Origin of the sequence: Rhizobium sp. S96, from assembly GCF_030382195.1 — a bacterium.
GTDB lineage: Bacteria > Pseudomonadota > Alphaproteobacteria > Rhizobiales > Rhizobiaceae > Rhizobium.
Genome location: NZ_JAUDRY010000004.1, coordinates 145436 through 167340 on the forward strand (window position 1 = coordinate 145436; position 21905 = coordinate 167340).

The 21905-nt window shown below is 60.0% G+C and carries 17 protein-coding genes; 9 read left to right on the top strand and 8 right to left on the bottom strand.

The features are described from left to right. Window positions 1-136 precede the first annotated feature (136 nt). The gene (locus QTL94_RS05535; RefSeq protein WP_289800840.1) at window positions 137-844 is read left to right on the top strand and encodes a hypothetical protein; all 708 of its coding nucleotides are present in this window, start codon (window positions 137-139) and stop codon (window positions 842-844) included. Window positions 845-1247: 403 nt separating this feature from the next. On the opposite strand, the gene QTL94_RS05540 is transcribed toward QTL94_RS05535, so the two are convergent. Beyond that, window positions 1248-1544 carry a hypothetical protein gene (locus QTL94_RS05540; protein WP_289800841.1) on the bottom strand — a complete coding sequence of 99 codons (297 nt, stop codon included), beginning with the start codon at window positions 1542-1544 and terminating at the stop codon, window positions 1248-1250. Window positions 1545-2192: 648 nt separating this feature from the next. On the opposite strand from QTL94_RS05540, the gene QTL94_RS05545 reads away from it, so the two are divergent. After that, window positions 2193-2966, top strand: coding sequence for an NAD kinase (locus QTL94_RS05545; protein WP_289800842.1), 774 nt, complete (start codon window positions 2193-2195; stop codon window positions 2964-2966). Window positions 2967-2968: 2 nt separating this feature from the next. Continuing rightward, window positions 2969-3490: a hypothetical protein gene (locus tag QTL94_RS05550; protein WP_289800843.1), complete on the top strand. Its 522-nt coding sequence runs from the start codon at window positions 2969-2971 to the stop codon at window positions 3488-3490. A 19-nt stretch (window positions 3491-3509) separates the two neighbouring features. On the opposite strand, the gene QTL94_RS05555 is transcribed toward QTL94_RS05550, so the two are convergent. Continuing rightward, entirely contained in the window at window positions 3510-4757 is a 1248-nt protein-coding gene (locus QTL94_RS05555; protein ID WP_289800844.1) for a lipase family protein, read from the bottom strand. Between the two features lie 216 nt (window positions 4758-4973). Here QTL94_RS05555 and QTL94_RS05560 point away from each other — a divergent pair, with 216 nt between their 5' ends. Further along, complete coding sequence (locus QTL94_RS05560) at window positions 4974-5552, top strand: TetR/AcrR family transcriptional regulator (protein WP_289800845.1); 579 nt, start codon at window positions 4974-4976, stop codon at window positions 5550-5552. A 51-nt stretch (window positions 5553-5603) separates the two neighbouring features. On the opposite strand, the gene prfB is transcribed toward QTL94_RS05560, so the two are convergent. The 3 genes from prfB to QTL94_RS05575 all read right to left on the bottom strand — a co-directional run bounded on the left by prfB (window position 5604) and on the right by QTL94_RS05575 (window position 10784). Next, window positions 5604-6735 (bottom strand): peptide chain release factor 2 gene (gene prfB, locus QTL94_RS05565; protein WP_289800846.1). Its coding sequence is split into 2 segments (ribosomal slippage): window positions 5604-6665 and window positions 6667-6735, totalling 1131 coding nucleotides; the frame shifts between segments, so codons are not numbered across the junction. A 98-nt stretch (window positions 6736-6833) separates the two neighbouring features. After that, window positions 6834-9281: a penicillin-binding protein 1A gene (locus QTL94_RS05570; protein WP_289800847.1), complete on the bottom strand. Its 2448-nt coding sequence runs from the start codon at window positions 9279-9281 to the stop codon at window positions 6834-6836. Window positions 9282-9524: 243 nt separating this feature from the next. Next, a complete protein-coding gene (locus tag QTL94_RS05575; RefSeq protein ID WP_198928663.1) occupies window positions 9525-10784 on the bottom strand; it encodes an N-acetylmuramoyl-L-alanine amidase in 1260 nt (419 codons plus the stop codon). 632 nt (window positions 10785-11416) lie between these two features. On the opposite strand from QTL94_RS05575, the gene QTL94_RS05580 reads away from it, so the two are divergent. After that, window positions 11417-14263: an Rne/Rng family ribonuclease gene (locus tag QTL94_RS05580; RefSeq protein ID WP_289800848.1), complete on the top strand. Its 2847-nt coding sequence runs from the start codon at window positions 11417-11419 to the stop codon at window positions 14261-14263. A 95-nt stretch (window positions 14264-14358) separates the two neighbouring features. Here QTL94_RS05580 and QTL94_RS05585 read toward each other — a convergent pair whose 3' ends face one another. Both QTL94_RS05585 and QTL94_RS05590 read right to left on the bottom strand, forming a co-directional pair. Then, entirely contained in the window at window positions 14359-14916 is a 558-nt protein-coding gene (locus QTL94_RS05585) for a dihydrofolate reductase family protein (RefSeq protein ID WP_289800849.1), read from the bottom strand. 113 nt (window positions 14917-15029) lie between these two features. After that, complete coding sequence (locus QTL94_RS05590) at window positions 15030-16133, bottom strand: COX15/CtaA family protein (protein ID WP_289800850.1); 1104 nt, start codon at window positions 16131-16133, stop codon at window positions 15030-15032. A 112-nt stretch (window positions 16134-16245) separates the two neighbouring features. Here QTL94_RS05590 and QTL94_RS05595 point away from each other — a divergent pair, with 112 nt between their 5' ends. Next, window positions 16246-16455, top strand: a complete 210-nt coding sequence (locus QTL94_RS05595; RefSeq protein WP_289800851.1) for a DUF2842 domain-containing protein — start codon at window positions 16246-16248, stop codon at window positions 16453-16455. 118 nt (window positions 16456-16573) lie between these two features. Beyond that, window positions 16574-17764 carry a GNAT family N-acetyltransferase gene (locus QTL94_RS05600; RefSeq protein ID WP_502944105.1) on the top strand — a complete coding sequence of 397 codons (1191 nt, stop codon included), beginning with the start codon at window positions 16574-16576 and terminating at the stop codon, window positions 17762-17764. Here the strand turns inward: QTL94_RS05600 and QTL94_RS05605 are convergent, their stop codons facing one another. Next, complete coding sequence (locus tag QTL94_RS05605) at window positions 17765-19921, bottom strand: GumC family protein (RefSeq protein ID WP_289800852.1); 2157 nt, start codon at window positions 19919-19921, stop codon at window positions 17765-17767. 188 nt (window positions 19922-20109) lie between these two features. Between QTL94_RS05605 and QTL94_RS05610 the strand changes: the two genes are divergently transcribed. Beyond that, complete coding sequence (locus tag QTL94_RS05610; protein WP_289800853.1) at window positions 20110-20685, top strand: polysaccharide biosynthesis/export family protein; 576 nt, start codon at window positions 20110-20112, stop codon at window positions 20683-20685. A gap of 6 nt (window positions 20686-20691) precedes the next feature. After that, a complete protein-coding gene (locus QTL94_RS05615) occupies window positions 20692-21861 on the top strand; it encodes a glycosyltransferase (protein WP_289800854.1) in 1170 nt (389 codons plus the stop codon). Window positions 21862-21905 lie beyond the last annotated feature (44 nt).

Here is a 21905-nt window from a genome sequence, read left to right on the forward strand (position 1 = left end):
CTCGTAGGTCATCTGCTTCCCCTCGGACCGAAGTCCTGGAACGCCAACTGGTCTGCTGCCGCAACAGGCATGGTTTTGTTCTTCACGCTATGCGGTTTTCTCATCAGACGATTTCTGCTGGCGCGAGCAGACGTGCTTGACCTCCTCCTCAGGCGCTCGTTCCGAATTCTTCCCTTTGGCATGGCTGACAATAACCGTCCTGACGCTGGTCGGCGGCGCGGATCTGACGACATTCCTCGCCAATTTTCTATTTGTTGCCAATCTTCCGCCCTCGCAGCTGCTAGAAGGCGGCGGGCACCTGTGGAGCCTGTGGTTCGAGATCTACAGCAGTATTGTCCTAGGTGTTCTGGCCGCCGTCTTTGCGAAGCAGTTTGGTTCTGTTCATTCGTTCGTCCCTGCGCGTCTCGTGTCGTTCGGCGGGGTCGCTGCATTCTCGTCTGCATTGTACGGCGGCCTGAGCTATAACGCTTGGGCTCCGTTGGTGGCGGTCTGCATCGTTTTGTTCCTTGCGGTGCGTGGAAAGCCGATGTTCATGGGGAAGTTTCTCGGCGGCATGTCCTATCCCCTCTACCTCAACCACTGGATAGGTGTCTTTGTCGGCCATGCGTTGATGTCGCCCTTTGGTATGCGAGACACGATGGGACGACACGTGTTCTCGGCGATTCTTAATCTGGGGATAGCGGCGTCACTCTATTGGTGCGTTGATCGCCGCATTGTCGCTATGCGCGGCCAGTTGTTCACGGGGGAAAGAGGAAAACTCACGATGTACCTTGGGTACGGCCTCGTAACTATCGGTATCATTGGTGGCTTGATCCTAACGGCCTTCACAGACGCTCAAGTCTGACACCCTGAGACTGGGGCTGAAGGGTGGCGTAAGCATAACGAGCTGTAATTGTCCGGCCGCAGTTCAGCGCTTGATTATCCAGGCCGTCATCTTGCCAAAGTATTGGGTCGCAAGAAAAGTGAGCGCCGCGATGCCAACAACGGCGAGCGCGCCTATGCCTCGCTGCTTCATGGCAGTCACCTCATCAACGGTCGGGGGCACCAATAATTCAGAACTCACATCAATGATTTAATAATCGAACCATCCCCAATTGGCGGTTCTTTTCCACTTCACGGCTTGTTGTATCCAATCCCTTTGGATTGCAGGCATTTCACCTGCCGTATCGGCGAATCCGTGCAAAATGCGACACGCTCTGCCCCATCGGGACGATCCGAGGCGAGTCGAAGATCTGCCGGAGGCTCCCTCATCCAGCGATCGGCCCCAGAGAGACGAGCGTTGATATGACCTTCTCGAACTCGGTGAGTAGGAACTGGAATTCAGAGTCGCCCATTTCGGCGATCTCTGGCAGGCCAGCGGACACCGTCGCGACAAGATTGTCTATCCAAACACAGGCGCCGGGCTCAAGGCTTGCCAGCACCGTCTTCCCCAAAAACTCGATCTCACTGAGTAGTCGCAAAAACAGCGCCATCCGCTGCTCACGGTCAAGCAATGGCAATGAGATGATGGCCTCTTGAACCTGGGCAATTATTGCTAGAGACATCTGCCCCCTCCGTAATCAATATTCTTACTCAATCACGGGATCGGACCGCGCGATACGGACTTAGGTCTTAGTCAGGGCCTTAACGGATCGTACATCGATGCGACAAATCGGCGCGGTTCGAGCTGACGAGAAGCGCCGATGGTTTCATACCCTGCTTCGGAGCTCGGATAAGGCATCCGCGTCGACATAAAGGGAAGTTCTGATCATGCCGTGCGCATCGCTCCGCCAAGCTGGTATCGAGCGTGTTCTCAGCTCCGCGAAGGCGACTAGATCGATCGCGCAGATGGACGCCAAGACTTTGGTCATGGCCATATGCCCCGGCGCGGTCGAAGCTCCGCCGCCGTCTCGTTGGGTAGTGAAGATTGCAGCGATATTGTAGCCGACGGCAAACCTAAACGGTAGATTTGTGCGACGTCCAAACATAGTAGAGCAGAATCGGATGTGGCTTTTTCCCGGAACCGAGGTGCGCCATAGATCTCGGAGCCTCTTGCGAGGACAGATACCCTGGCGAAACTCCAAAATGTCGGGCATGCCATTTCCAGACTATTGGCCCTAATAGCCAATGCGGGCGAACGCCTGCAGCCTTAAAATGCCTTGTCGTGCGAACCTATAATCATTTAGCTAGGCCGACATCACAAAGGGCATTGCATGAGCCTCTCCTTTCAGACGCTTAGTTTTCTGGCTTCCCCGACGACCGAGGCGCTTGCGGCGCGAGACGAGTTGATTCGCGTGTACGGCAATGTCCCCGCCGACGAAGCAGACGTGATCGTGGCGCTCGGCGGCGACGGTTTCATGCTGCAGACCCTGCACGGCACGATGAACTCCGGCAAACTCGTCTATGGCATGAATCGCGGATCGATCGGCTTTCTAATGAACGAGTATCGGGTTGACGATCTGCCCGAGCGCATCAACGCCGCAGTCGAAAACGCGTTCCGGCCGCTGCAGATGACCACCGCGAACGCGGATGGCACGAACTCGACGGCGCTTGCGATCAACGAGGTTTCCCTGTTTCGTCAGTCTTATCAGGCTGCCAAGCTGCGGGTCGAAGTGGACGGCGTGGTGCGTCTCGAAGAGCTGATCTGCGATGGTATGATGGTTGCGACACCTGCGGGCTCGACGGCCTATAACCTTTCGGCCCATGGACCGATCCTGCCCCTGGACGCTCCGCTGCTCGCCATGACACCTGTCAGCGCATTTCGCCCACGCCGCTGGCGCGGCGCCTTGCTGCCGAACAAGGTCACGGTCGATATCCATATTCTCGAGGCCGAGAAGCGCCCTGTGAACGCGGTTGCCGACAACAGCGAAGTCAAGTCGGTGCTGCATGTTCGCATTGCCCAGTCGGAGCATACGACGGCCCGTATCCTCTCTGATCCCGACCGTTCCTGGTCGGATCGTATTCTTGCCGAGCAATTCGAGGATTGACCATGTCACTGCGGTCGATCGCATTCATCGCTCTCTCATTGGCCGGCTGGTCTTTCGCTGCACGCGCAGCTGAGCCTCTGGATGCCATACTTCCTGCCTTCATCACCTTTGCCACCAGCACCGGTTACTGGGAGGATGACGGCAGTGCCCCTGCCGTTCAGCATGCGCCTGCGGCTGCTCAACCTGCCGGTTCGAAGGAAGCGGAGACCGCAAAGCAGCCGCGGCACGGCTACTACAAGCTGTTCGCTGTCCGCCAAGCCGACAGAACGGCGAAGGTCTACCTGCAGCAGATCGCGCAGACCGATGAGGGGCCGAACATCGTTTCGACGGTGGAGCTGCAGGAGCTGAATGACCTGAAGCCCTATGTGACCGATATCCGTCCGGAGAACTCGACCGGCATCCTGAAGGAGCCCGGCCTCTTCGCGACCGTGTTTCTCAAGACGGATCCAGATGCCGACGCCGAAAGCTGGACAGTCATCATCGACGAATTCGGCGACGTCACCGTCGGGAAGGCGAGCAACTAGCCGCCTCCCCGACCAATGCTTAACCGCTGCAGTTGCCTGAGGCAGCCTTGCCGGCAAAACGGTCTCTGATCCAATCAAGCTGAGCCGCCGTCGATTCGCTCATGACAGGATCATGATCGAGGCCCGGATAGCTCTTGAACTCCAGAACCGGTTTGTTGCCGCAAGCTTTCTTCACGGTATCGCGGATCGCTTCGACCGGCACCGAGTTGTCGCCTTCGCCTGCTATGACGAGCATCGGGCCGCCGACCGGTTTGTCGCCAGCCGAATTCTCGAGATAGAATTTCCGCACCCATTTATTATCGCGCCAGCCCGGCTTCACCATCTGCGGCGCCTCGACGCCGTCGTAGTTCAGGAAGCCGTAAAGCCAGCACCCCTCGTTGGTGACCTTTTCATAGCGGTCCATGGCTGCGCTCGACAGCATGTCCTCCACCTTGAACTCGGGATAGTTCTGCTGCACGGCATAGGCGTGCCAGGCGAGATAGAAGCCCGCTCCTTTCGTCGCCTCCGGGTGATCGAGGAACCAGCCCAAGTGGGTCGCGCCGGCGACGGCGACCGCACCGAGATAATCGGGATCGGGGCTTTTTGCCTGTGCCTCCGCTACGCCCCAGGCGGCCAATCCACCCTGCGAGTGACCATCGACAACCCACTTCTTCCCGAGTGTCGCCACGGCTTTGCGCGCCGCCGGTACCGAGTAGATCACGTCGTTGGCCTGATCCGCCTTGTTCATGTAGGGGTGATGACCCTTCGTGCCCAGGCCGTGGTAGTCCGTCGCGACAACGGCAAACCCACCGGCCAGCATGCCGGCCAACCCCTCGCCTCCGTAGTAGACGTCCTTCATCGCCGATGGCGCGCATTGGCGCGCGATGCCACTGGTGCCGTGCGCCCATGCAATCACCGGCCAACCGCCTTCCGGTGGCGTCCCCGCGGGCGTCAATACGACGGCCGACGTCATCGCATCCGCACCATCCTGAACGGAGTGATAGAGAATGCGTGTCGCCGTGACGCCGGCGGCAAGTGCGTAGTCGCTCACAGTCTCGCTTGCGAGCAAGGCACCGGGCTTGCTGTCCGCCAAGCGAAATGACTGGTCATAGAAAGCCGTCAAAGGCAGGGCATCGTCCTTCTCCGCCAGCACAGCCTCTTCCACAGTCTTGGGAAAGGGGGGCGGATCGTCTGCCCTCGTTAGCCCTGGCTGCCCGATGACAGCTGCCGCAGCCAATACCCCCATCGCGATACCGCGCCATTCGAGCGCGCGCATTTCCCTGATCATATCTTCCTCCACAAAATTTCGAGCCATCAGGCTCAAGTCAAAATACGAATATTTATTCGCATTTGTCAACGCGGTGGCGATGGGGGAGAAAATTCGGCTTGTGATCTGGAAGTCCGGGCCGAAAACGGTCTAACTTCAGCGCGTTGCAAGATCGAAGGCAGGACATCCGTGACGATAGAGCCGCGAAAAAAGCCCAAGCAGGATCGCTCCCACAGCATGGTAGAACGCATTCTCGGAGCCGCGCGGGAACTGCTGGCCGACGACAGCACCAAGGGGCTGACGACGAGCGCGATCGCCGACCGGGCCGGACTGTCCGTCGGCTCGCTCTATCAATACTTCCCGAACAAGGAGGCGATCGTTCTCGAACTGGCACGCCGCTGGCTGGCAGCGTTTCGGCCCATTCCGCTAGCCTATGCGACCAAGGACATACCGCGGACCTGGGCGGCGTTCAGCCGGGAATTTCGCGATTTCACGCAGGCGATCGCGGCCATGTACGAGGAAAATCGAGCACTTCTTCCGACAATCGAGGCGCTTCAAGCGCACCCAGAACTGCGCCGCATTGCCGAGGAGCATGACCATGCGATCATCGAAACCCACACCGCCTGGCTGCTCAAGGCCGATCCTGATCTCGGCGCCGCCACGGCTCGCCGGCTGGGCATCCTTCTGCTGGAAACCGGACACATCTGCTTTGCCGTCGCGTTGACGAAGCGACACTCGCCCTATCGGCTCGTCGTCGAGGATGTCATCATAATGCAGGAAGCGCTGTTGCGCGCGCATCTAAAAATGCCCGGATAGAATCAAAGAGGCCCCACGCGGGGGCCTCTTGATACAAATTAGCTGCTGCTATCAATCGACGTCGTCGACGACTGCATCCGGCTTACCGCTGATGCGATGGGCAAGTGCGGCTTCCATGAACTCGTTGAGTTCGCCGTCCAGAACATCGTCGGGCGCGGTGCTCGCTACGCCGGTCCTGAGGTCCTTGACCAGCTGATACGGCTGCAACACGTAGGAGCGGATCTGGTGGCCCCAGCCGATATCGCTCTTGGAGGCGGCTTCGGCGTTGGCAGCGGCTTCACGCTTCTCAAGCTCGGCTTCATACATGCGGGCACGCAGCATGTCCCAGGCCTTGGCCCGGTTCTTGTGCTGCGAGCGCTCCTGCTGGCACTGCACGACGATGCCGGTCGGAATATGCGTGATACGAACGGCGGAGTCAGTCGTGTTGACGTGCTGACCACCGGCACCGGACGAGCGGTAGGTATCGATGCGGCAATCGCTTTCGTTGATCTCGATCTGGATCGAGTCATCGACAACGGGATAAACCCAGATCGACGAAAAGGAGGTGTGGCGACGCGCGTTGCTGTCATAGGGCGAAATACGGACGAGGCGGTGAACGCCCGATTCCGTCTTCAGCCAGCCATAGGCATTGTGGCCCTTGACCAGCAGCGTTGCCGATTTGATGCCAGCCTCTTCGCCATCGTGAACTTCGAGCAGCTCCACCTTGAAGCGCTGGCGTTCGGCCCAGCGGGTGTACATGCGCAACAGCATGTTTGCCCAGTCCTGGCTTTCGGTACCGCCGGCGCCGGAATGAACTTCGAGATAGGTGTCGTTGCTATCAGCTTCGCCAGACAGCATCGCTTCGACCTGGCGGCGGGCGGCCTCGGCCTTCAGCGCCTTCAGCGCATCTTCCGCTTCCTTGACGATGCTGGGGTCACCCTCTTCCTCGCCCATCTCGACAAGTTCGACGTTGTCGTTCAGCTGCTGCTCGAGCTGCCGGACACCATTGATGCCGTCGTCGAGTTGCTGGCGTTCGCGCATCAGCTTCTGCGCTTCGGAAGCATCGTTCCAGAGGGTCGGATCCTCTGCCTTGTTGTTCAACCAGTCCAGCCGTCTTATCGCCTGGTCCCAGTCAAAGATGCCTCCTCAGCAGGGTGATAGCCTGCTTGGTTTCATCGACTACGTTCTGGATTTCCGCTCGCATTTTCCTGCTTCTTTGCGTTGCTTGAAAAGTCGTCCGTCAAATAATTGTGGCGGCTGCGGATGTAAAGCCGCAACCGCCACATCTGTCCTGTGAAAGGCTTAGTAGAGACCGCCGGCGCCCGACTGGACCGCCTGGTTTGCCTGCGGCGACGTCTTCAGGATCTCCTCGGGAGCCATCGTGCTGTCCATGCCGATGACAGAGAAGCTGTCCGCGGGTCCGGTGCCAGGTTTGAATGCCTCGATGATAGTATTCGGATCGCCCTGCACAGCGGCCATGCCGGTCTTGCGGTCGATCGGGATGAGATTCATGCCGGCCGGAATAACGAACTTGGATTCCGGCATGTCCTTGACGGCAGCCTGCATGAACTCGTTGAAGATCGGCGCAGACAGCGAACCGCCGGTGCCGCCACGTCCAAGCGTCGACGGAGAATCGAATCCGATATAAAGGCCGGCAACGAGATCGGGCGTGAAGCCGACGAACCATGCATCCTTTTCATCGTTCGTGGTGCCGGTCTTGCCGGCAACGTCACGGGTACCGAGCTGAACCTTGCCGGCTGCGGTACCGCGCTGGATAACGCCCTGCATCATCGACGTGATCTGGTAAGAGGTCATCGGATCGAGGACGGTTTCGCGGTTATCCACGACGTTCGGCTCATCCTGGCTCTGCCAGTCGCTGGCATTGCAGCCCTCGCAGACACGCTCCTCGTGTTTGAAGATCGTCTTGCCGTAGCGGTCCTGGATACGGTCGATCAGCGTCGGCTTGATCTGCTTGCCACCGTTGGCGATGACTGAATAGGCCGAAACCATGCGCATGACGGTTGTCTCGCCGGAGCCCAGCGACATGGCCAGAACCGGCATCATCTTGTCATAGATGCCGAAGCGTTCCGCATATTCGGCCACAACATTCATGCCGAGATCGTTGGCAAGGCGGACCGTCATGCGGTTGCGCGAGTGCTCGATCGCAAAGCGCAAGGTGTTGGCGCCGCCGCCCTCGCCTTCATAGTTATCAGGCGCCCATACCTGGCCATTGCCGGTCTGGATCTCAAGCGGATCGTCGCTAACGACGGAGGCAGGCGTATAGCCATTGTCCATGGCCGCTGCATAGACAAACGGCTTGAAGGAGGAGCCCGGCTGGCGCATTGCCTGCGTTGCGCGGTTAAATTCGGACTGCGAGTAGGAGAATCCGCCGACCATCGCCAAGACACGGCCGGTCTTCGGGTCCATGGCGACCAAGCCGCCCTCGACCTTCGGCGGCTGACGCAGGCGGTAAGAGGTCGAGTTGTCGTCGCCCAGGCGCTCGACATAGACGACATCCCCGGCCGAAAGCACGCCTTGGGGAGACTTGGCCGTTTTGCCGCCGGTGGAGGAGCGGTAGGCCCACTGCATGTTCTTTGCCTGGATCACGCCGCGTTCCCGCTCGGCAGGAACTTTTCCCGCGCCATCCTTTGCCGGCTGCAGCCCGATGTCGACGCTGTCGTCGGCGACAGCGAGCACCACCGCCAGGCGCCATTCCGGCACATCGCTCAGGGCCGGGATATCAGCAAGCGCCTTGCCCCAATCGGCAGTCGTATCGATTTGCTTGAGCGGGCCGTGGAAACCACGACGTTCGTCATAGGTTGTCAGACCATCCTGGAGAGCCTTGCGCGCGAATACCTGCAATTGCGGATCGAACGAGGTGCGGACAGAGAGACCGCCTTCATAGAGCGCCTTTTCCCCGTACTGGTCGATCAGCTGCCGGCGGACGGCTTCGGCGAAATAGCCGGATGCGAAGAGCGAGGGACCACTCGTGCGGCCGGTTACACCAAGCGGCTGCTGTTTTGCTTCGGCACCATCCGACTGGCTGACGTAACCGTTTTCGACCATGCGGTCGATAACCCAGTTACGACGTGTGATCGCAGCTTCGGGATGGCGGAATGGATGATAATTTGCCGGACCCTTTGGCAGCGATGCCAGATAGGCAGCATCGGCGATCGTCAGTTCATTGACCGACTTGTTGAAATAGGTGAGTGCGGCACTGGCGATGCCGTAGGAATTCAGGCCGAAGAAGATTTCGTTCAGATAGAGCTCGAGGATCTTGTCCTTGCTGTAGGCCTGCTCGATCCGGAAAGAGAGAATGGCCTCCTTCGCCTTGCGTTCCATCGTCTGCTCGCTCGAGAGCAGGAAGTTCTTGGCGACCTGCTGGGTGATGGTCGAGCCGCCCTGGGTCGGACCGCCGGTCAGGTACGCGACGACGGCGCGCCCGAAGCCTGTGACATCGATACCGGGATGCTGGTAGAAGTTCTTGTCTTCAGCAGACAGGAAGGCCGCCTTGACGCGATCGGGAACCGCCTGGATCGGCAGGAAAAGTCTGCGTTCCTTGGCGTATTCGGCCATCAGCGCGCCGTTCCCGGCATGCACGCGTGTCGTCACCGGTGGTTCATAGCTGCTCAGCACAGCGTAGTTGGGAAGATCCTTCGTGACCGTCGCAAGATAGACAGCAACGACGGCCGCGACGCCCAAAAACAGGACGCAAGCCACTCCGAAGAAATATCCAAGAAGTCTGATCATATCTAAGCTACCGGTATCTCAATCATCGATCGGCGCGAGCATAACAATCGCATGGATCGGGGCGTTTTGCACGTTTGGCGACTTACTCCATGAGCGTTATCGCCACAAGCCGTTTCCGTTCGGCCATCAAAAACATAGCGGGGAGTAACGGCGCGAATGTGAGCAAAATAGGGCCCGAGCGCCCTATTCCCATACTCCGACAGCGTTACGCAGCTGACTGTAACATCTGCGCCACGCAGGCGTTCAACCACCATTCGCCACCATGGAAGAATGATAGTGCTTAACCGCCTCGGTCAGAAGATCGGCCATTTTCCCGCGCCACACGTCGTCCAACAGGAGCTTCTCGTCGTCCTTGTTGGACAGGAAGCCCAGCTCGAGCAGGATCGAGGGAACGTCAGGCGCCTGCAGGACGCGGAATCCCGCGTGACGATGCGGATTGTTGATCGTCCCGACCTGATCCTTGAAAGACGCCAGAACGCTCTCAGCAAGAGAGATCGAAAAGGCCTGCGTTTCACGACGCGTGAGATCGAGAAGAATGTCGGCGACCTCCGGCGGCTCCGTAGCCGCAGCCTTTCCGGCGATCTGATCGGAAAGATTTTCTCGTTCGGCAAGATCTGCTGCGAGTTTATCCGAGGCCTTGTCGGAGATCGTATAGACGGTGGCGCCGCGGATATCCTTCTGCTTCAGCGTATCGGCGTGCATCGAAACGAAGAGACCGGCATGATTTTGCCTGGCGATCTCCACCCGCTCCGACAACGACAGGAAACTGTCATCCTTGCGCGTGAGAAATGCCTTGATGCCGGGCTCGCGGTTGAGGCGATCGGCAAGCGCCCGGGCGAAGGCCAAGGTCACATCCTTCTCCTGCGTTTTGGTATCGATGCCGATGGCACCGGTATCGATACCGCCGTGTCCAGCGTCGACGGCAACGATGAAATCGCCGCTGCCGGGCTGTGCCGGTAAAGGGATCGCGCTCGTCACGTCAGGAGCAGCCGGCTCAGCCCAGGACTGGGCTTTGACCAACTCATCAAACTTCTCTTTGTCTGAAATTTCGGCCTCGAGCACCAGTCGCTGCCCCTTGCCGCCTTCGTCGGCCTGGACCTTTGCCAGCCCGATCTTCAGCGGCTTGGTTGCCGTGAGCACGATGCGCGCGCTGTCCTCATCCATCTTGCCGTAACGGATATCCTTGAACAGCCCCCTCGCCTCGAGGTCCTTGGCCGGAAAGCCGAAGGCGGTCGCAGGCAGGTCGACGACGACGCGCTCGGGATTGGCAATGTAATGAATCGAAAACGTCGGCGCGCGATCGAAATCGATCACGATCCGCGTACGGGCATCGTCTCCCACAATGCGGGCGCCATAGGCCAGCAGCGGCTCAGCAGACGCCGTATCGGTCGCATGGACGACCGCAGGCGCCATCGTCGTGATGGCCGCCGCGATCACACATCCAAGGAAATTGTTCTTTCGCAAACCGGAGACCACCGTCGCGCGTCGCATCCTCTTAAACAATCGACCGCCACACCTTAAATAACATCTGTGATGGATCCTGCGCGGCAGACGCGAAAGCGGCTGAAGTACAGCCCCCATGCGCACCGTCAGAATCGGCACCCCTCATCCTGTCTGTGTATGCTTCGCCAAATCCATCAATATTATGGCACATTTGGCTTTTCCCTTGCTATTGTGACGGAGAAAACATACAAGGTTTTTCAGGGTAGAAGCACTGACGGGATAGAGTCGCCGACACGGCAGCCAACCGCAAAGGACCTGGCGCCACAACCGGCAATCGTCCGCCGTCTCACATGTTTTTACTCGACAATGGATCCTGGATTTTCCGGATAGTTCGGAAACTTCATCGGTGGATAGCCACCAACCGCTCTTTAAAGAGAGAGCAAACTCATCGGACCTGAATAGGGTCTTAGTTTTGTCGATCTCGCTTGGTCTTTGATGGTGTCGCAGCAGGTTTTATCTGAAGTCTACAGGCCCCGGGAGAAAAGCTTCCCCGCTGTTGTCTGGCTGCTGCCTTCCACACCGCACCAATCGCGACTTTCACTATCCGGCGCTGCAATGGCGGGCAGCACTCTTTCTGTACTATCGACAGGAGGAGTTGCTGGCGCTCGACTGCGCCGAGGAGCACAGCTTACATGGCAGACAAAATGCTTATCGACGCGTCTCACGAGGAAGAGACGCGCGTCGTTGTCGTTCGCGGGAACCGCATAGAAGAATTTGACTTCGAGTCACAGCATAAGAAGCAAATTCGCGGCAACATCTATCTCGCAAAGGTAACGAGGGTCGAACCCTCGCTACAGGCCGCGTTCGTGGACTACGGCGGCAACCGGCACGGCTTCCTGGCCTTTGCCGAAATCCATCCCGATTATTACCAGATCCCGCTTGCGGACCGGCAGGCGCTATTGCGCGCGGAAGCTGAAGAGCATCGCCGCGACGACGACGTCGAGCATGTCGAAACCGCAACCGTCGATCTCTCGACGCAGGCACAGCCCGACATCGGCATCGTTGCCAGCGACGACGAACCCGTAGCCGTCGAGGCAGCGGTCGAAGCAGTTGAGGTCGTGGCCGAAGTCACGGAAGAGGCTGCGCCTGCCAAGAAGGCAGCCAAGCCGCGTCGCAGCCGAAAGAAGGCAGCGCCTGCAGCCGATGCAGAGACAGCAAGCGAACCGGAAGCTACGGCTGCCGTCGACAGCGAAGACGATGGCTCGACCGGCGGCGAGATGGCTGCAATGGTCGAAACCGACTCGATCTCCGAAGACGTCGATGCCCGCCGCCGCGGCGGTGACGATGATGACGACGACGATCATGATCACGAAGAAGAAGTGATCGAGAGCGTCGGCGCCGAAGATGCGATGGAAGAAGTTCCGGATCGCGTGCAGCGCAAGCCGCGCAAGCAGTACCGTATCCAGGAAGTCATCAAGCGTCGCCAGATTCTCCTCGTGCAGGTTGCCAAGGAAGAACGCGGCAACAAGGGTGCAGCGCTTACGACGTATCTGTCGCTTGCCGGCCGCTACTCTGTTCTGATGCCGAACACCGCACGTGGCGGCGGCATCTCCCGCAAGATCACCAATCCGCAGGATCGCAAGCGCCTCAAGGAAATCGCACGGATGCTCGAAGTGCCGCAGGGCATGGGCGTCATCCTGCGCACCGCCGGCGCCAACCGCACCAAGGTCGAGGTCAAGCGCGACTTCGAATACCTCATGCGTCTGTGGGAAAACGTCCGCACGCTCACGCTTGCTTCGACAGCTCCCTGCCTCGTCTACGAGGAAGGTTCGCTGATCAAGCGTTCGATCCGCGACCTCTATAACAAGGATATCGGCGAGATCATCGTTGCCGGCGAGGAAGGCTATCGTGAAGCGAAAGACTTCATGAAGATGCTGATGCCGAGCCACGCCAAGGTGGTTCAGCCTTACCGCGACATTCATCCGATCTTCTCGCGCTCCGGTATCGAAGCGCAGCTCGATCGCATGCTTCAGCCGCAGGTGACCCTGAAGTCCGGCGGCTACCTGATCATGAACCAGACCGAAGCGCTGGTATCGATCGACGTCAACTCCGGCCGTTCGACGCGTGAACATTCGATCGAAGATACCGCGCTGCAGACGAACCTTGAGGCTGCCGACGAAGTAGCGCGTCAGCTGCGCCTGCGCGACCTTGCCGGCCTCATCGTTATCGACTTCATCGACATGGAAGAAAAGCGCAACAACCGCGCCGTCGAGAAGAAGTTGAAGGAATGCCTGAAGAACGACCGCGCTCGTATCCAGGTCGGCCGCATCTCGCACTTCGGCCTGCTCGAAATGTCGCGCCAGCGCATCCGTGCTTCCGTTCTCGAATCGACGACCCAGGTCTGCTCGCATTGCGGCGGCACCGGTCACGTCCGGTCGCAGTCTTCCGTTGCCCTGCATGTCCTGCGCGGCATCGAGGAATACCTGCTCAAGAACACGACGCACGACATCACGGTTCGCACGACGCCTGACATCGCGCTCTATCTGCTCAACCACAAGCGCCAGACGATCATCGATTACGAAGCACGCTTCGGCGTCTCGATCATCATCGATGCGGACGGCTCCGTCGGGGCACAGCATTTCGCGATCGATCGCGGCGAAGCCGTCGAAAACCCGGTCAAGATCGAGACGCTCTTCAACTTCGCAGCCATCCCTGACGACGATGACGACGATATCGTCATCGAGGCGGATGAAGAGGAAGACGAAGAACTGGAAGAAAAGCCGGCAGCTGCCGAGCGCCCGGCGGCTCGCGCCGAAGGTGAAGGTGACGGGCGCAAGCGCAAGCGTCGCCGCCGCCGTCGCGGTCGCAACGGCAATGCCGAGCAGCAGGCATCCGGTGATTCTGCTTCCGAACTCGCCGCTGGCGACGAGGACGAAGGCGACGACGAGGGTGATGATGCCGAAGGCGCTACCGCAGCTGCGGCGACCGAAGAGCGCACCGAGGGCGATGACGCCCAGCGCCGCAAGCGCCGCCGTCGCGGCAAGCGTGGCGGTCGCCGGAGCCGCGAAGAAGGTGCCGAGCAGAACGCTGATGGCGAGAGCGATGATGCCGAGGCGGAAGCTGGCGATGTCGCTGCAGCCGACGAGGCAGTCGTAACCGAGGGCGAGGTCATCGAGACTGTTGCTGAGGAAGCTGTCGAGGCCCAATCGGCAATGGCTGCCGTGGAAGCGGCCGCATCTGTCACCGAAGACGTGAAGCCGAAGCGCGCTCGCCGGAGCCGCAAGGCGTCGCCGGTCGAAGAGCCGGTGGTCGAGGCCGTTCCTGCCGAAGAGGCTGCTCCGGTCGCTGAAGCAGAAACCATCGAGGCGGTCGCAGATCTCGCAACGCCGGCCGACGAAGACGCAAAGCCGGTGCGCGCGAACCGCGAATCGAACATCTCTTCTTCCGAGCCGACGGTAACGTCGACCCGCACTGAACCGACCGACAACGACGGCAAGCCCAAGAAGGCTGGCTGGTGGCAGCGTCGCGGTTTCTTCTGAGACTGATCCCCACAAGGGAATGATAACGATCCGGCTGCGGCAACGCGGCCGGATTTTTCGTTATGGCACCCGATGAAGCTGCAAGCCTGGGTGGATCAGCCGGGGCGATATGTGAGAACCACCATTCCGTTCTTGAATGTCCTGCTGTCCTCCAGCGTCAGCGGCAAGCGACGCGAAAGACCGGCAAGCGCCGCACGCCCTCCACCGAGCACAAGCGGCACGACGACGAACTGAAAGCTGTCGACAAGGCCGGCTTCCGCAAACAGTCTTGCGGTGCTGCCGCTGCCGAGGATCACCATATCCCTGCCCTCCTCGTTCTTGAGGGCCTGCATCGCTGGCACAGCGTCACCGTGGAGCACCTTGGTGTTGTTCCAGTTTGCTTCTCGCATCGTTCTTGAAAAGACGATCTTCGGCAATTCGTTCATTGCGGCGGCGACAGCGGGATCGTTCCGTTTCGCCATATCGGTCGGCCAATAGGAGGCCATGAGATCGTAGGTCACGCGGCCCATGACAAGCGTATTTCCTGAACCGGCATTGGCTGCCACGAATGCCTTGAAATCCGAATCATCGGCATGAGCCCAGCTCATGTCGCCGCGTTCATCGGCGAAATAGCCGTCCACGGAAATGCTGAGAAACACCTTGAGCTGTCGCATGCTGGCCTCCCGCCCTTTCTACGTTCTGACAAGGACGGCGATGGGAGGCCCGATTCGACAAACGAAACTAAAAATCTCTCTGTCTCGGCATTCGCCTGCGAGCAGGTGGAGCGCTAGTCGCGCTCGGAGATCACCGTCTTGCGCGGGTATTCGCCATAGAAGCCGCGCCAGTTGGCGACCGCGAAGCCGAAGACGACAAGTGCGCCCGCTTGGTGCAGCAGTCCCCAATGGAGTGGGACGTGAAGTAGCAGTGTCGCGATACCGATCGACGCCTGGACGACGACGAGCGCAAAAAGGACGACGGCGCGGCGCGCATGCGTTGTCGAAGGCGCCGCACTGAGCGCGATGATCATGTTGACCAGCGTCAGCGCAAACAGCGTGTAGGCTCCGACGCGGTGAATGAACTGCACCGTCTTGGGATTTTCGAAGAAGTTGATCCAGGCCGGCTGCTGTATCAGGAGATCGGACGGGACGACTGCACCGTCCATCAAAGGCCAGGTGTTATAGGTGAAACCGGCATCGAGCCCAGCGACGAGCGCCCCGAGATAGATCTGGAACAGCGCGAAAATGGCGATGGCACCAGCCCAGGCGCGCGAACTTGACGTCGGCGGCGCATCGTCAGAGTGCGGCGACAGTCCCCGCATGATCCACATGCAGGACGCAAAGATCAGACACGCCATGACCAGATGCGTGGCGAGCCGGTACTGGCTAACATCGGTGCGAACGGAGAGACCCGACGACACCATCCACCAGCCGATCGCGCCCTGCAGACCGCCGAGCGCAAGAATGCCGACCAGTGGCCAGCGGAGGCGCTTCTCGATCCGACCGGTCGCCCAGAAATAAAACAGCGGCAACGCGAAGATCACCCCAATGCCGCGAGCAATCAGCCGATGCGCCCATTCCCACCAGAATATCCCCTTGAACTGCTCGACCGTCATGTCGCTGTTGAGCACCTGATATTCGGGAATGCGCTGGTAGAGCTTGAACTCTTCTTCCCATTCGGCTGCATTCAGCGGCGGGATCACGCCGTGGATGGGCTTCCACTCGGTGATGGACAGGCCGGCATTGGTCAACCGGGTGGCGCCGCCGACGATCACAAGACAGAAGAGCGCCAGGAGAACGAACCCGAGCCAGATGCGGACGACGCGGCGGTTGCTGTCCTGCGTGCGCACTTCCTGCAACAGCTGCTTCTCGATGGTCGTATTCGCGATGCTCATGACTGCTCCTTGTCTGCGCTGTTGATTTGCCTTAGCGGCTCATGCAAAACAAGCCCCGAACCTTTGCGGCATGCCGTCGCGGCGGCTGCCAATCTCTTTTGAAAGACAATCGATGCCCGTTCGCCTTCGCAAGTTCATCGGCACGATCCTCATCGTCGTTCTCGTGCTCTGCTATGCGCTGCTCGCGAATACCATCGCGGTTGCGACGCTCGGAGATGCGCCCTGGTGGGGTCACCTGCTCTATTTCGCACTGAGCGGCCTGCTCTGGGTGCTGCCGGCGATGGTCATCATAAAGTGGATGGCCGGCCCTAAGCAGCAGTAAGCGTTAATCGCCGGATAACCGTGATCGGCGGAAATCCCGGCGGACGCGACGGCATAAACAAAATCCACGCTTCCGCCCTCTATTCTCTTCGCGCAACGAGCTTGACCGGAGAGTCCTAGTGCAAACGCAGATGCTTCATGTCGATGATGAGCCCCTGGGCGGCGGCCGGGATGGCGTTTCAGCGCCGATAGCCAGCACCTGCGAGATCGACATCGTGGATGCGATCGAGCCCCTCGAGAAGGAGTGGCGCGCGCTTGAGAAGGACGCCTTAAACTCGCTGCATCAGGGCTACGACTGGTGCGCTGCCTGGGTCCGGGCACACGGCCGCGCTCTCGCCATCATGCGCGGGAGATCGGGCGGGCGGACGGTTTTCATCCTGCCTGTCGAGATCGTTCCGTCATACGGCGGACGGATCGCCAAATTCATCGCCGCCGATCACAGCAACATCAACACCGGCCTGTTTTCGGCCGATTTCGTCGCCGACCGCAGCTTCGCAGAACAGTTGCGAGTGGCCCTGCGCGGGCGAGCCGATCTTCTGCTGCTCCAGAACATTCCGTTGATCTGGCGTGAGCGTCAAAATCCGCTCGCCGCGTTGCCGATGGTGCAAAACCAAAATCACGCCTACCAGCTTCCGCTGCTGGAGACCTTCGAAGCGACGCTCGCCCAGCTGAACGCAAAGGGTCGACGCAAGAAGTTCCGGGTGCAGTCCAAGCGGCTCGAAGCGCTCGGCGGCTTCGACTATGTCGCCGGCGGTCGCTCGGAGGAACAGCATTGGCTTCTCGACCGCTTCTTTCAGATGAAGCGTGAACGCTTCGCGGCCATGGGCCTGCCTGACGTCTTCGCTGATCCTGAAACCAAGGCATTCCTGCATGGCGCGCTCGATGCAAGAGCCGGCGAGGCATTTTCACTGGAAATGCACGCAATCCGCCTGAAGGGCCAACATGATGGAAAAATCGCGGCGGTCGCCGGCATATCCAGAAAGGCCGACCACGTTATCTGCCAGTTCAGCGCGATCGATGAGGGCATTGCCGCGGAGGCAAGCCCGGGTGAGTTCCTGTTCTGGCAGATGATCTCGGGGCTTCACGGCAAGGGCGTCAGCCTCTTCGACTTTGGCCTCGGTGATCAGGGTTACAAGCGCTCCTGGGCGCCCGTCGAAACAGATCATCATGACGTAGTCTTGCCCATCACCGCGCGAGGGTCTCTGGCCGGGCTTGTGCATCGCGCCATCACCCGCGGCAAGGCTTACGTCAAAAGCCGCGAGCGTCTCTACAAATTCGCCCAGCGCACGCGCAGGGTTGCCAGCGTCTGATCACGCCGCCTGGCGCGATATCATGTCGTCCGCCGGATCGTCGCCTGACATGAGTACGACACGGCTGTAGCCGGCCGCTTCGAAAGCGGTCATCGCGGCGACAAACTCGTCTTCGACAATATCAGGCATCGAGAGGATGATTTCAACATCCTTGCTCTGCGTCAGACGTGAGACGCCTGCGACGTCGGCCGCACCACATTCGACAAGCACGATATCATAGGCCGAAGCAAGCGCGTCCAGCAGCAGCGAAAGGCGGCTGGCGCCGCGCATGGCCCGTCGCGTATCGCTCACGCCCTGGGGAATGAGATGCGCATCGGACAGGCGATCGCCGTGGATCGTGTCGCCGAATGCTGCTTCCCCGCAGAGAAGATCGGTGATGCCGAGCGCGTCGCGATCCTGCGCCATGAGGTCGGTCGGGCAGCCGGACCCCGTCATATCGACCAGAACCACACGCGACCCCGCATCGGCCAGCTTGCGTGCAAGAGACACGGTGGCTGCCGAACCGCGATCGCCGGTCGGCGAAATCGCGATCGCGAGCGGCGCCCGGCTGCCAATTAGGTATTCCGCGACGGAAGCAACGGAAAACTCGTTGTCGTCAACCGGCGGCTCCTCGGAGAGCACATCGGCCACCTCATCGGCATGTTCTTCGTCCTCTACTGTCAGAGCCAGCATGCTCGGTGTGGCGGCACTCCTACGCGGTTCGGAAGGGACGCTTTCATCCTTCTCGACCAGCTCCTCCTCAGCGGCTGTGGAAACGCCGACAGGGCGCAGCGCCCGACCGCTAAACAACTCGGCCAGCATGATTGCGATCGAAGTCAGGATGAAGGTTGCGAGCGCAACGACCGTGACGATCGGGACGACCTTCGGGAAATAGGGATCGACTGGCTGGATGGCATTCGACACGACGCGCGCGTCCGCCGGGCTGGAATTCTTGTCTGCGCGGGAAGCCGCCTCGCGGTAGCGCGACAGATAGGTTTCGAGAAGCTGCCGCTGGGCGACCGCCTCGCGTTCCAGCGCGTTGAGGCCGACTTCGTCCTCGCCCGCTTGCGCGCTGCTTGCCTTGACCTTGTCGGATTGCTGCTCAAGCTCAGCCTGACGGAGGGCCGCAACTTTGGCCTCGTTCTCGATGCTCGACAGAATTCTTTGCGTCTCCTGGCGGATCTGCGTCTTGATGTCGGCAAGCTGCGCCCGAAGGCTCTTAAGCCGCGGGTGATTGTTGAGCAACGAAGTCTGAAGATCAGAGATCTGCGATTGGAGGGCAGATTCCGTACCCTTCAGACGCTGGATCGACTGCGAGGACATGATGTCCTGAAGGGTATCCGACGGCTCGCCTGATGACAGGCTGTCGCGAACGGACCGGGCGCGGGCCTCCGCATTGGCCCGCTCGCCGCGCACGCGCGTCAATTCGGCAGAGATGTCGTTCAGCTGTTGCGTCGGAAAATTGGTGCCGGTGTTGGTTGGCAGCAGACCGTGTTCGGCGCGATATTCGGCAACCTTCTGCTCCGCCTCGCTCACCTTCCTGCGAAGGGTCTCGATTTCGGGCTCCAGCCAGCGCGTCGCCTCCGAATTGGAATCGAGCTTCGCGCCACTTTGCTTGACAAGATACGCCGCAGCCATCGCGTTCGGAATGGTCGCCGCGAGCTTCGGATCCTTTGACGTGAAGGTGATGCCGATCACCCGCGAACCGGGGACCTGGTAGACCTGCAATCGCTCGGTGAACGCATCGATCACCCGCTCCTCGGGTGGGCTCTCCAGAGGGCTCTTCTTCAGATGAAGCGCGATCAGGATATCGTTGAGCGCCGACCCGTTGGCCGCGGCGTCAAATTCCGGAAGCGCGTAAAGCTTCTGGCTGTTGATGACCTGCTTGATCAGATCCGCGGATTGGAGAAGCTGGACCTGGCTTGCGATGTTGAGTTCATCGAGAAGCGGGCTGGCGCCGGCGTCATTGGCCTGGGCTGTCGCGAAAGCCGGAGCACGCGGCTCGATCAGGATGCGTGTCTCGCTGCGATATTTCGGCGCCATCATCTTGGCGCCGGTGAAAGCGACCCCTGCCCCGAGCACGGTTATTGCCACGACCTTCAGCCGCCGCGCCCATACCGCACGGACCAACTGGCCAAGATCGATGTCCACATCCTGATGACCCATTACGCCGGACATGCTCGTACTCCAAGAACAAACGTGCGGCGAAGGTAAATGATTACAGTAACTCAAGGGTTAATGCTTCAGTGCAAGCCATTGGAGCCGTCAACACCGGAAAGCGGAAAAATGCCCTCCCTTTACCGGCTATTAACCCTAACGGAATGATAACAGCGGGGAACACATTCATTTCTTGCGAGCACCTGCGCATGCCTGTCGCACAGCCAAAACTTCTGCTGGCCCTGAGCCTCGCCGCCGTGACTGCGGTGTTGGCCGGCTGCAATAGCTACAAGCCGGCCCCGCAGGCCTTCAATCAGGCGACGATCCAGCCCTATTCACTGGATAGCGGCGATCGCTTGCGCATCACAGTATTCGACCAGCCGAGCATGACGAACGTCTACACGATCGACCAAGCCGGATACATCGCCTTCCCGCTCATCGGACAGGTGCCGGCGCGCGGTCGCACCTTGCAGCAACTCTCGGGCCAAATCGCCCAGAAGCTCAAGCAGGGCTACCTGCGTGATCCCGACGTCACGATCGACGTCGATCGTTACCGCTCGATCTTCATCATGGGCGAAGTCGGCCAGCCCGGCCAATATGCTTACGTCCCGGGCATGACCGTACAGAATGCCGTGGCTGTGGCCGGTGGCTTCAGTGCCAGGGCAAACCAGGGCGCCGTCGACGTCACACGCAAGATCAACGGCCAGGTTCTGACGGGCCGGGTCAACATCTCCTCGGCGATCATCGCAGGCGACACGATCTACGTGCGCGAACGGCTCTTCTGACCCTTGATGAGCAAACAGCGCCCTCTTCGCATCCTCCATTGCTTCAGATCCCCGGTCGGCGGAATCTTCCGCCATGTCCGCGACCTGGTGATCGAGCATAGCAAGGCAGGGCATGAAGTCGGCATCATTTGCGACAGTTCGACCGGCGGCGAGCACGAGGACAGCCTTTTTGACGAAATCCGCCCCTATCTCGCTCTCGGTCTGATCCGCGTCCCGATCCGCCGCTCGGTCAGCTTTTCCGATATCGGCGTCATCTGGGACACATACAAACATATCAAAAGCTTGCGGCCGGATGTGCTGCACGGACACGGCGCCAAAGGCGGCGTGCTCGCGCGACTTGCCGGCTCAGCCTTGCGGGTGAACAGGTATCGCGTAGCCCGCCTCTATACCGCGCATGGTGGAAGCCTACATTATTCCCGCTCCTCGCTCATCGGGCAGTTCGTCCTGCGCATGGAGCGGCTGCAGGAATACTTCACCGATGCGCTCGTCTTCATCTGCGAGTACGAGCGCGACACCTACGCCAGGAAGGTCGGACGCCCGCGAACGGAAACGCGGCTGATCTATAACGGCATCGGTGAACGGGATTTCGCACCCGTACCCACGCGATCGGACGCCGTGCATTACATCTATATCGGGATGCTGCGGGACCTTAAGGGTCCCGACCTTTTTATAGACGCCTTCGCAAAGGCCGAGCGGATTCTCGGTCGCCCTCTCTCGGCCCTGATGATCGGCGACGGGCCCGATCGGGACAAGTATCGCGACATGATGGTCGAACGCGGGCTCGGCAAGCGCATCGGGATGCTGCCAGCAATGCGTGTGCAGCAGGCCTTCGCGATGGCGCAGAACCTTGTCGTACCATCACGGGCGGAGGCCCTTCCCTATATCGTTCTCGAGGGATTGGCTGCCGGCAAGACGATCATCGCCACCCGGGTCGGCGGTGTTCCTGAAGCCCTTGGCGTAGACAGCGCCGCCTTGGTGAAGCCCGAAGATGCCGACGATCTGGCCCGCGTGATGGCGGATGCAATCCGCGTCCCCGGGTGGCACGATGCGGTCATGCCTGCGATAGAAAACGTCAGGGCGGTATTCTCGTCTTCGGTTATGGCTGGCGATGTGCTGAAATTGTACCGCGAACTACTGGATGACCAAGCGAAGCAAAGCATTGCGGCTGCTTCGTAAAAGTTTCTTAGTCCCTTTCTGCTATTGCCATTTGGACAACCAGC

Coding starts and splice junctions, on each gene's coding strand:
- QTL94_RS05540 (WP_289800841.1), bottom strand. CDS start 1,544: ATGTCTCTAGCAATAATTGCCCAGGTTCAAGAGGCCATCATCTCATTG.
- QTL94_RS05545 (WP_289800842.1), top strand. CDS start 2,193: ATGAGCCTCTCCTTTCAGACGCTTAGTTTTCTGGCTTCCCCGACGACC.
- QTL94_RS05550 (WP_289800843.1), top strand. CDS start 2,969: ATGTCACTGCGGTCGATCGCATTCATCGCTCTCTCATTGGCCGGCTGG.
- QTL94_RS05555 (WP_289800844.1), bottom strand. CDS start 4,757: ATGATCAGGGAAATGCGCGCGCTCGAATGGCGCGGTATCGCGATGGGG.
- QTL94_RS05560 (WP_289800845.1), top strand. CDS start 4,974: ATGGTAGAACGCATTCTCGGAGCCGCGCGGGAACTGCTGGCCGACGAC.
- QTL94_RS05570 (WP_289800847.1), bottom strand. CDS start 9,281: ATGATCAGACTTCTTGGATATTTCTTCGGAGTGGCTTGCGTCCTGTTT.
- QTL94_RS05580 (WP_289800848.1), top strand. CDS start 11,417: ATGGCAGACAAAATGCTTATCGACGCGTCTCACGAGGAAGAGACGCGC.
- QTL94_RS05585 (WP_289800849.1), bottom strand. CDS start 14,916: ATGCGACAGCTCAAGGTGTTTCTCAGCATTTCCGTGGACGGCTATTTC.
- QTL94_RS05590 (WP_289800850.1), bottom strand. CDS start 16,133: ATGAGCATCGCGAATACGACCATCGAGAAGCAGCTGTTGCAGGAAGTG.
- QTL94_RS05595 (WP_289800851.1), top strand. CDS start 16,246: ATGCCCGTTCGCCTTCGCAAGTTCATCGGCACGATCCTCATCGTCGTT.
- QTL94_RS05605 (WP_289800852.1), bottom strand. CDS start 19,921: ATGTCCGGCGTAATGGGTCATCAGGATGTGGACATCGATCTTGGCCAG.
- QTL94_RS05610 (WP_289800853.1), top strand. CDS start 20,110: ATGCCTGTCGCACAGCCAAAACTTCTGCTGGCCCTGAGCCTCGCCGCC.
- QTL94_RS05615 (WP_289800854.1), top strand. CDS start 20,692: ATGAGCAAACAGCGCCCTCTTCGCATCCTCCATTGCTTCAGATCCCCG.